At 50.6% G+C, this 11432-nt stretch carries 6 protein-coding genes; 2 read left to right on the plus strand and 4 right to left on the minus strand.

Translation table 11 applies throughout. The annotated features are described in order from the left end of the window. The first annotated feature begins 217 nt into the window (after positions 1–217). Together KDK16_RS11780 and KDK16_RS11785 are read left to right on the plus strand one after the other, a co-directional pair. Complete coding sequence (locus KDK16_RS11780) at positions 218–589, plus strand: hypothetical protein (protein ID WP_257255189.1); 372 nt, start codon at positions 218–220, stop codon at positions 587–589. 128 nt (positions 590–717) lie between these two features. Beyond that, positions 718–1074 carry a YgiW/YdeI family stress tolerance OB fold protein gene (locus KDK16_RS11785; protein ID WP_257255188.1) on the plus strand — a complete coding sequence of 119 codons (357 nt, stop codon included), beginning with the start codon at positions 718–720 and terminating at the stop codon, positions 1072–1074. Between the two features lie 99 nt (positions 1075–1173). Here the strand turns inward: KDK16_RS11785 and KDK16_RS11790 are convergent, their stop codons facing one another. From KDK16_RS11790 to rpoB, 4 genes are all read right to left on the minus strand, one after another. Continuing rightward, positions 1174–2886, minus strand: a complete 1713-nt coding sequence (locus KDK16_RS11790; RefSeq protein ID WP_257276268.1) for a choice-of-anchor I family protein — start codon at positions 2884–2886, stop codon at positions 1174–1176. A gap of 249 nt (positions 2887–3135) precedes the next feature. Beyond that, a complete protein-coding gene (gene nhaA / locus KDK16_RS11795; protein ID WP_257255186.1) occupies positions 3136–4539 on the minus strand; it encodes a Na+/H+ antiporter NhaA in 1404 nt (467 codons plus the stop codon). A 214-nt stretch (positions 4540–4753) separates the two neighbouring features. Next, on the minus strand, positions 4754–8965 hold the full coding sequence (gene rpoC / locus KDK16_RS11800) for a DNA-directed RNA polymerase subunit beta' (protein WP_257255184.1): 4212 nt from the start codon (positions 8963–8965) through the stop codon (positions 4754–4756). Between the two features lie 64 nt (positions 8966–9029). Next, positions 9030–11432: DNA-directed RNA polymerase subunit beta (rpoB, locus tag KDK16_RS11805; protein ID WP_257276269.1), on the minus strand; the 2403-nt coding region annotated here is incomplete at its 5' end.

Consider the following 11432-nt stretch of genomic DNA (forward strand, 5'->3'; position numbering starts at 1 on the left):
CTTACAACCTTAGATATTTATATTTGGTTTTAGTTCCCTATGAATACTTAGACTTCTGACACTTCCAGCCTTGTCGAGGCTTCAACCTAAAAGGCTACAGCCAGCCTATTGCGAGCGGACATACGCAGAAGCTATGCATAGCCCAGGGATCAAATAAGTGTTGCAGCGAGCTGTTGTCACAGGTAGCGTTGAAACATTGACTCAAAGGATTGAGCACATGTTATCGACCCTGCTTCGTCTTCTTGCGATTCTTTCATCTCATCTGCTTAGCAATCATTCCTGGGCATCGGAACCCGAGCTCTGGTATCAGAAGGTCTGGTGCGAAGGTAAAGGTGGCGAAGTTGAAGTCAGGCTGGATGATGGGAGACGTGTTGATTGCATGACTGAAAGTCATGCCATTGAAATGGATTTTGCCAACAAATGGCCTGAAGCCATCGGCCAGTCCCTGGCCTATGGAATGCTGACCAGAAAACAGGCGGGAATTGTGTTGATTCTGAGAAAACCATCCGACCATGAATACTGGGATCGCTTACAGCAGGTTTTGGAGCACTATCAACTTCCGGTTACGACTTGGAAACTCGGTCCCTGAAACTGCCGTTTTTTCTTTTATGAAAAAAGTTTAATGATTCACTCATCTTCCGGTTACCTGCCTTCGATTATGCTACGCCCATCTTTTAAACAGATACCTATATCGATAGAAAACCGGAGACTCAAACCATGAATCCAACACTGTCTGCTTTCCTTGCTGCTTCAACGATTGCTCTGACCACTGGCAACGCAATGGCTGAATACACCGGCCCCAATAGCACACCCACCATCAATGATATTGCCACCATCATCGAAAACCCGGTTGATGACTCCCGGGTAGAACTGACCGGTTACCTGACCAATAAAATCGACGATGAGACCTACACCTTTTCAGATGGTAAAGACAGCATTCAGGTAGAGATTGAGTCCAGAGACATGCCTGACGTGCAGATTAATGAAAAGACCAAAGTTAACATTCTGGGTGAAGTCGAAAGCGGTGCTTTTGAAACCACCGAAATTGAGGTCGAAAAAATTTCTGTCATTTAAACAGACCTTCCGTTTGAAAAAGGGTTGCCAGAAATCCTACGGCAACCCTCAGTCCGTTTAAAACAAAGCCAAAAATAGTCGACTGAAAGGAACATCTAATCAATCGATCTGGTAAACCAGCGTAGAACCAGAGACTTCATGACCGATAATCAATAAAGGCTTTCCAGTTGGACTTTCAGAAGCCTCGACAAACTTCATCCCTTCGGGAGACACATCGCCTGCTTTTTCTGGCTCTTTGTCAGTATCAACAGAAAAGTCACGGTTGTAGACATAGCGGACAAACTCAGCTTCTGCTGGATCAGTCACGTCGTACATCAGGACACCACCGGTTCGCTCCAGGCCAATAAACGCATATTGACGTCCATCAATCTCACCCACGGCCAGTGCCTCTGGCTCAGGGCCTTTATCATCACTGCGGTTATCGCCTTTGGTTTCCTCGTCATTATTGTTGAAATGTTTACCCAGTACGGCTGCTGTCACTTCTTCAAAGTCACTACCCGAGTCATAAACCAGCTCACCCGCTTCGTTCCAGATAGAAAATGAGCGAGCGCCATAGGAGTAAAGTTCTTCAAACTGGCCATCGTTATCCGTATCACCCAGTGTGTTGGTAATTTTCAGGCGAGCAAGCTTTTTCTTATCTTTGGCTGCCTCAGCATTAGGATGCTCCCGGGCGACCTCAACCTTCTTGGTACGAACCTCTTCTGTGAACCCCAGGCAACCGTCTTCGTTATCGTATTTCAAACCACCTGAAGCCAGGCACTGATCTTCAGAAGCAGTTGTGTACCAATAATCTCTGGCATCACCTTCGTTGGCTGTCACAACATAGGTTTTACCTTCGACCGAATAGGTAGCAATGGTATCTGGCTGATACATACCGTAGACACCGCTCCATTTCTGAAGATTCACACCACCATCTTTATTGCTGGCATCCATCGCAAATTGGCCATAATCCTTATAGCCAAGGGGAACAATAGAATCAATTCGCGCATTGGCAATATCAACGAGTGCCAGGGCATTGTTTTCCTGCAGAGAAACGTAAGCAGTTCCGGAATCAGCAGAAACGGCTATGTACTCAGGCTCAAGGTCCTGAGCCACAGAGGCATCACGACCAAAAACCCTGACATCTTTCGGCAATTCACTGTTTCTGGAGTAGCCTTTGTTGAAAGCAGTGAAAGTAGCATGACGTGGTTCTTCCAGTTTGCCTTCAGAAGTCACCTTGACAACGCTGACCGAACCTTCCGGGTCATCTTTGTAATCTGATGAAGGTTCACCTTCGTTTGCTGTCAGCAGGTATTTTCCATCCGGTGTAAAGGTCACCATATCAGGCAGCGCCCCTACCAATTTATAGTCACTGAATACGGCACCACCTTCGGCATCGAGCTTATAAACAATGACAACGCCTTTCTTTTGTTTGTCGCTATTTTCAACAGCAACAGCCAAAAGATCGCCATGAACAGAAACGCTGTTAGCGGTGCCCAGCTTCATGCCATCAATACTGGACTCAAGATTGATCTTGCCAATTTTGAGAATATTGGAATCCATGGTCGGATTAGCAAGTGGCTGCCCCTTGAGGGATTTGCCACTGAGAATATCTATGGTTTTATCAAGGGCGTTGACAACATAGATAGACTGACTGGCTTTATGCCAGGCCACAATCTCTGCGGCACCTTTATGGTAACTGCCAGAAGCATATCGACCGATCGGCTCCATGGTGGGATGGGAAACTTCAGCATTTTCCTGAACCATTGAACAGCCAGCCAAAATAAAGGGAGCTGCCAGAGTGATAGCGTTGCGAGTAAGTTTCAGTTCCATTGAGGTTCCTGATTTTATTCAATTTGATCAGGGCTTTTTATAACGGTTGCAAATGACTGTTTAATGACAACTATGACATAGAGACAAAGTTGTCTCGCACCAACACTCTGAGGCTGCGCCAAAAGTGCGGCATTCTCTGTTTTGACAGCCTCCTCGACATGAGAACGAGAATGAGCAGAAAAGCTAACCAAAATCACAAACCCGGAGCAAGCTCCGGGTTATTAATATTCAGAGATGAATAATCTGAGCTTAAGCCTGCTCAACAGTATTCTTTTCAACGGCCTTGGGAGAAGCTTTAGTCAAACAGATAAAGCCAGCAATACCGGCTATCAGGGACGCAATCAGAACCCCTGCTTTGGCCAGTACTAAATCATTGGGGCTGCCAGCAAATGCCAGTTCTGATATGAAGATCGACATGGTGAAACCGATTCCGCCCAGAAAGGCAACGCCCACAATATGCAGGAAGTTACATTCATGAGGCAAGTCACCCCATCCCAGCTTCCAGCCTATCCAGGTGGCACCTGCAATACCAATTAACTTACCTAACACCAGACCCAGAGTGACACCCAAGGTGACGTTATTGAAAATCTCGGTATCCCCGGAAAAAACATCAAAGGGAATACCGGCATTGGCCAGGGCAAAAATGGGAATGACGATATAAGTCACCGGTAAGTGCAGGCTGGTTTCGATTCTCTGCAGTGGAGCTTCTGCCAGGCGAGTACCATTTCCAAGCGCCCGGACGTAAGCACGCATTTTTTCATTACGCAAAACGTCCTCACCAGGACGGTAACTACCATCAAATCGCCGAATCAGATTTTTTATCTGGTCACTGAATGCAACAGGATCGTATTTGGGTTTAGCCGGAATGGCAAAAGCGGTAATAACGCCAGCCAATGTCGCATGAATACCGGCTTCGTACAGCTGCAACCAGAGGCCACCACCCACCAGGAGATAAGGCAGTGGATTACGAATACCAAAAGCATTCATCACCCACAAAAAGGCAGTGAATCCAGCAGCCCACAGCAAAGCCACCTGATTGATTTCGTTGGTGTAGAAAACAGCAATGATCGCAATAGCTCCCAGGTCATCCACAATGGCCAAAGCCACGAGGAAGGTAATCAGACTTTTAGGAACACGGCCACCCAGAAGTGCACAGGTACCAACAGCAAAGGCAATATCCGTTGCCATCGGAATGCCCCAACCGTCTGCGGCAACACCTGTCGGGTTGATGCTGGCATAGATCAGTGCGGGCACTACCATACCCCCAATCGCAGCCATGATAGGCAATACGGCATGTTTGAGGTCGGAAAGCTCACCGACAAGAAACTCACGTTTGAGTTCGAGACCGACGTGGAAAAAGAAAAAAGCCATCAGACCATCATTGACCCAATGGTGAATAGACATCTTCAGGCCGCCTTCACCGATAGAAATACCGGCATAGGTTTTCAGAATCTGTTCATAGAGGGGAGACAGATTACTGTTCGCGATCACCAAAGCGATGACAGCGCAGATCATCAGAAGGATGCCGCTGGTCGTTTGACGATGGATAAATTCTTCAAAAGGCGTGAGGATACGGTCAAATGCCGCCTCCCAGCGAGCGTTATAAACCCTGCCTTTCCGACCAATAAATTTTGTAAAATTATTTCCCGCCACAGCAACTCCTCAAGAGCATCAAGCTTGACACCGTAGACTACATCATGCGTTTGTTGATGTCTCTTAAATGTTCAGCGAGTCTTTCAGTTGCCTTTAGTCAGGTTTTAGTCTGGTGTTAATCATCACAGTTTCCAGACACCAAAAAATGAGAAAGGCCACCCGAAGGCAGCCTTTCTGTTTAGCTCACTGTATAAAAACAGGCGTCAGCCTATTGTTACACCTCGCCGAAGTTAAGAGCTTCAGACAGAGCCGCTTCAACTTCAGAAGCAGAGACCTTGCTTGGTACTTCAAACTCAGGCTCTTCGCGACCCTTACGACGTTCTTCGTGATAGGTCAGACCTGTACCCGCAGGAATCAGGCGACCGACGACCACGTTTTCCTTCAGTCCACGCAGGTAGTCACGCTTACCGGTCACTGCTGCTTCGGTCAGTACTCTTGTAGTTTCCTGGAAGGAAGCCGCAGAGATGAAGGACTCGGTCGCCAAAGATGCCTTGGTGATACCCAGCAGTACCCTGTCGTATTTGGCAGGGATCTGATCCTTGTCACCCAGCTTCTCGTTCTCTTCCAGAACGGACGTCAACTCTAGCTGATCACCACGGATCAGCGAAGAATCACCCGTGTCAGTGACTTCAACCTTACGCAGCATCTGACGCAGAATGGTTTCGATGTGCTTATCGTTAATCTTAACGCCCTGCAGACGGTATACGTCCTGGATTTCGTTAACGATGTAACGGGCCAGCTCACCGACACCCAGCAGACGCAGAATGTCGTGGGGGTTGGTAGGACCGTCAGAGATAACTTCACCCTTGGTCACCTGTTCACCTTCGAACACGTTCAGGTGACGCCACTTGGGAATCAGCTCTTCATACGGATCGCTGCCGTCGTTCGGAGTGATGACCAGACGCTTCTTACCTTTGGTCTCTTTACCAAAGCCGATGGTACCGGTGATTTCCGCAAGAATAGAGTGTTCTTTTGGCTTACGGGCTTCAAACAGGTCGGCCACTCGTGGCAGACCACCGGTGATGTCCTTGTTACCGCCGGACTGCTGTGGAATACGGGCAACAACGTCACCGATTTCTACCGTCGTGCCATCGGCCAGGTTCACCAGAGCGTTTGCAGGCAGGAAGTACTGAGCTGCTACGTCAGTGTTAGGCAGCTTCAGCTCCTTGCCATTGGCATCCAGCAGCTGGATAGCAGGACGAATATCCTTACCGGCAGAAGGACGATCCTTCGGATCCAGAACTTCGATGTTGGACAGACCGGTCAGTTCATCCGTCTGAGTCTTGACGGTAATGCCCTCTTCCATGCCCAGGAACTTAACGGTACCGGACAGTTCGGTCACAATGGGGTGAGTGTGCGGATCCCACTTGGCAACTATCTGACCGGCTTCTACATCAACACCGTCCTTAACAGACAGAACCGCACCGTATGGTAGCTTGTAACGCTCACGCTCACGACCGAATTCATCAGCAATGGCCAGCTGACCGGAACGGCTCACTGCCACCAAAGCACCGTCTTTACGTTCAACGTGCTTCAAGTTCAGCAGACGGGCAGTACCCTTGTTCTTAACAGAGATGTTGTCCTGTGCAGAAGCACGGGATGCAGCACCACCGATGTGGAAGGTACGCATGGTCAGCTGAGTACCGGGCTCACCGATGGACTGGGCAGCGATAACGCCGACTGCTTCACCTTTGTTAACGAGATGTCCACGACCCAGGTCACGACCGTAACATTTGGAGCAGATGCCGTAGCGGGTTTCACAGGTAATTGGAGAACGAACCTTGACTTCGTCAACGTTCATCAGCTCCAGACGCTTAACCCAGGCTTCGTCGATGAGGGTGCCGGCGGGCACAGCGATTTCATTCTCTGCACCTGGTTTGAGTACATCTTCAGCCACCACACGACCGAGGATACGCTCACCCAGAGGTTCGACAACTTCACCCCCTTCGATGTGCGGAGTCATCTGCAGGCCACGTACTGTGCCACAGTCGTCTTCAGTCACCACCAGATCCTGGGCGACGTCTACCAGACGACGGGTCAGGTAACCGGAGTTCGCTGTCTTCAGAGCAGTATCTGCCAGACCTTTACGGGCACCGTGAGTAGAGATGAAGTACTGAAGTACGTTCAGACCTTCACGGAAGTTCGCCGTAATAGGCGTTTCGATGATGGAGCCATCTGGCTTGGCCATCAGACCACGCATACCGGCCAGCTGACGAATCTGTGCAGCACTACCACGGGCACCGGAGTCAGCCATCATATAAACGCTGTTGAAGGATTCCTGCTCTTCCTCTTCACCCTGACGATTAATCACGGTGTCGGACTTCAGGTTGTCCATCATGCGCTTGGCCAGCAGTTCGTTGGCACGGGACCAGATATCGATCACCTTGTTGTACTTCTCACCCTGGGTCACCAGACCGGAAGCAAACTGGTTTTCAATCTCACGCACTTCTTCATTTGCGTCATTAATGATACGGCTCTTGTCGCCCGGGATAACGAAGTCGTTAACACCGATAGAAGAACCGGAGATGGTCGCGTAATGGAAGCCCATGTACAGCATCTGGTCAGCAAAGATAACCGTTTCTTTGAGGCCCACGTTTCGGTAGCAGGTATTCAGCAGGCGGGATATCGCCTTCTTCTTCATGGTCTGGTTAACCAGTTCGAAGGGCAGCCCCTCTGGTACGATTTCCCATAACAGGATACGACCAATGGTGGTATCGGCCAGGAAGGCATTGCTGTGCTCTACGCCATCGTCGTCTTTGTATTTTTCAGAAACACGTACCTTGATACGGGCATGCAGATCAGCATGACCGGTACGGTAGGCACGCAGGGCTTCGTTGACGTCAACGAAAGCCATGCCTTCACCCTTGGCGTTAATACGGTCACGGGTGATGTAGTAAAGACCCAGTACCACGTCCTGGGAAGGTACAATGATAGGCTCGCCACTTGCAGGTGCCAGGATGTTGTTGGTGGACATCATCAGGGCACGGGCTTCGAGCTGGGCTTCCAGAGTCAGTGGTACGTGTACCGCCATCTGGTCACCGTCGAAGTCAGCGTTATAAGCCGCACACACCAGTGGGTGCAGTTGAATCGCCTTACCTTCGATCAGAACCGGCTCGAACGCCTGGATACCAAGACGGTGCAGAGTGGGTGCACGGTTCAGCATCACCGGGTGTTCACGGATGACGTCAGCCAGAACGTCCCAAACCTCAGGGGTTTCACGCTCTACCATCTTCTTGGCAGCTTTGATGGTGGTCGCCAGACCTTTGGCTTCCAGCTTGCCGAAGATGAATGGTTTAAACAGTTCCAGAGCCATTTTCTTGGGCAGACCGCACTGATGCAGACGCAGGGTAGGACCTACGGTGATAACAGAACGGCCAGAGTAGTCAACACGCTTACCAAGCAGGTTCTGACGGAAGCGGCCCTGTTTACCCTTGATCATGTCGGCCAGGGATTTCAGAGGACGCTTGTTGGAACCGGTGATAGCACGACCGCGGCGGCCATTATCCAGCAGCGCATCTACCGATTCCTGCAGCATACGCTTTTCATTGCGGACAATGATGTCAGGAGCGTTAAGGTCGAGCAAACGCTTCAGACGGTTGTTACGGTTGATCACGCGGCGGTAAAGGTCATTCAGGTCGGACGTCGCAAAACGACCACCGTCCAGCGGTACCAAAGGACGCAGATCAGGTGGTAGAACTGGCAGAACGGTCAGAATCATCCACTCAGGGTTGTTACCTGACTTGTGGAAAGCTTCCAGGAGTTTCAGACGCTTGCTCAGTTTCTTCAGTTTGGTTTCAGAGTTGGTCTGCGGAATTTCTTCTCGCAGCATGTCCACTTCCTCACCCAGCTCGATGTCTGCCAGCAGAGCCTTGATGGCCTCTGCACCCATACGGGCGTCAAAGTCGTCGCCAAACTCTTCCAGAGCTTCGTAGTACTGTTCATCGTTGAGCAGCTGGTTTTTCTCCAGCGTCGTCATACCCGGATCAATAACAACGTATGACTCAAAGTACAGTACTCGCTCAATATCACGCAGGGTCATATCCAATAACAGACCGATACGGGATGGCAGGGATTTCAGGAACCAGATGTGGGCAACAGGGCTGGCCAGTTCGATGTGGCCCATACGGTCACGACGAACTTTCGCCAGGGCGACTTCTACGCCACATTTTTCGCAGATAACACCACGGTGCTTCAGTCGCTTGTACTTTCCGCACAGGCACTCGTAGTCTTTAACCGGGCCAAAGATTTTGGCACAGAAAAGGCCGTCACGTTCAGGCTTGAACGTACGGTAGTTGATTGTTTCCGGCTTTTTAACTTCACCGTAAGACCAGGAACGTACCATTTCTGGGGAAGCCAGACCGATACGAATCGAGTCAAACTCTTCTGTTTGGCCCTGGGTCTTGAGTAGATTCAGTAAGTCTTTCAAGATCGCATCTCCTCGATCCATCCGGTGGCCGGGCTATGCCCAACCAGCGGATTTCACGTATTCGTTATTCGGTGTCCAGCTCAATGTCGATACCCAGAGAGCGAATCTCTTTCAACAGTACGTTGAAGGATTCGGGCATCCCGGCTTCCATTCGATGATCACCATCGACGATGTTCTTGTACATCTTGGTACGACCGGTCACATCATCAGACTTAACAGTCAGCATCTCCTGCAGAGTGTAGGCAGCACCGTAGGCTTCCAGTGCCCATACCTCCATCTCCCCGAAACGCTGACCACCGAACTGGGCCTTACCACCGAGTGGCTGCTGGGTAACCAGAGAGTAAGAACCTGTGGAACGTGCGTGCATCTTGTCATCAACCAGGTGGTTGAGCTTCAGCATGTACATGTAGCCCACAGTGACAGGACGGTCGAAGGAATCACCGGTACGTCCGTCGTGCAGTCTTACCTGACCCGTGTCGCTGAGATCTGCCAGACGCAGCAACTCCTTCACTTCAGATTCTTTGGCACCATCGAATACCGAAGTAGCCATAGGTACGCCGCCGCGCAGGTTATGGGCCAGCTCCATGACTTCTTCGTCAGTGAACTTGTCCAGTTCCTCAACACGTCCGCCACCGACTCCGTTGTAAACCTGGTCGAGGAATTCACGGATTTCAGCCACTCTCTTCTGGGACTCGATCATGCGGTTGATCTTGTGGCCCAGACCACGTGCCGCAGCACCCAGGTGAGTTTCCAGAACCTGTCCTACGTTCATCCGGGACGGCACACCCAGAGGGTTCAGCACAATATCAACCGGGTTGCCTTCTTCATCGTAGGGCATGTCTTCGACAGGCATTATGATGGAGATAACACCCTTGTTACCGTGGCGACCCGCCATCTTGTCACCCGGCTGGATACGACGTTTGATCGCCAGATAAACTTTGACTATTTTCAGCACGCCAGGCGCCATGTCGTCCCCGGTCTGCAGCTTTTTCTTCTTGTCTTCGAAACGCTCGTCGAGCTGTGCGCGACGCTCTTTCAGCTGTTCTTTCGCCAGATCCAGCTGTTCGTTCAGAGTTTCATCAGACATGGACAGACGGAACCACTGTTCGTGTTCCAGACCATTCAGGAACTCGTCCGTGATGGTGTTGCCCTTGCTCAGGCCAGGACCACGGTCAACAGGCTGACCACGCAGAGCTTCACGCAGACGGTCAAAGGTATCTTCTTCAACGATACGGAATTCTTCGTTCAAGTCCTTGCGATATTCGTCCAAAGCCGCCTTTTCGATGCCCTGGGCACGGCTGTCTTTTTCAACGCCGTCGCGGGTGAATACCTGTACGTCGATGACGGTACCCTTGACAGAAGTCGGTACACGCAGAGAAGTATCCTTAACGTCGGATGCCTTCTCACCGAAGATTGCACGCAGCAGTTTTTCTTCTGGTGTCAGCTGAGTTTCACCTTTAGGGGTTACCTTACCCACCAGAATGTCGCCAGCACCGACTTCAGCACCGACATGAACAATGCCGGCTTCATCCAGTTTGTTCAGTGCAGACTCACCGACATTAGGAATATCAGAAGTAATTTCTTCCGGTCCGAGCTTGGTATCACGAGCCACACAGGTCAGTTCCTGAATGTGAATCGTAGTGAAGCGGTCTTCCTGTACAACACGTTCGGAGATGAGGATTGAGTCCTCAAAGTTGTAACCGTTCCAGGGCATGAACGCTACGCGCATGTTCTGCCCCAGGGCCAGCTCACCCATGTCTACGGATGGACCATCAGCCAGAATATCGCCACGAGCGATGGTCTCGCCGGCACGGACCAGAGAACGCTGGTTAATGCAGGTATTCTGGTTAGAACGGGTGTACTTGGTCAGGTTGTAGATATCGACACCGGCTTCACCAGGCTGAAGTTCGTCGTTGTTGACACGAACAACAATCTTCGCTGCGTCAACAGTATCAATCACACCACCACGCTGCGCCACCACACAAACACCGGAATCAGAAGCTACGTTACGCTCCATACCGGTGCCCACCAGAGGCTTGTCGGCACGCAGGGTTGGCACGGCCTGACGTTGCATGTTCGATCCCATCAAGGCACGGTTAGCATCGTCGTGCTCGAGGAATGGAATCAGGGAGGCTGCAACGGAAACCACCTGCTTGGTTGAAACGTCCATGTACTGGACTTTTTCAGGCCCCATCAGGGTAAATTCGTTACGGTGACGAACGTTAACCAGCTCTTCAGTCAGGTTATTGCCGTCGTCCATCTTCGCAGAAGCCTGAGCGATAACGTACTCACCTTCTTCGATAGCAGACAGGTAATCGATCTCATCCGTCACTTTGCCATCCACGACCTTGCGGTATGGAGACTCCAGGAAACCGTAGTCGTTGGTACGAGCATAGGTCGCAAGAGAGTTGATCAGACCAATGTTGGGCCCTTCAGGCGTTTCGATAGGACATACACGACCGTAATG

It is taken from the genome of Endozoicomonas sp. SESOKO4, assembly GCF_024606275.1.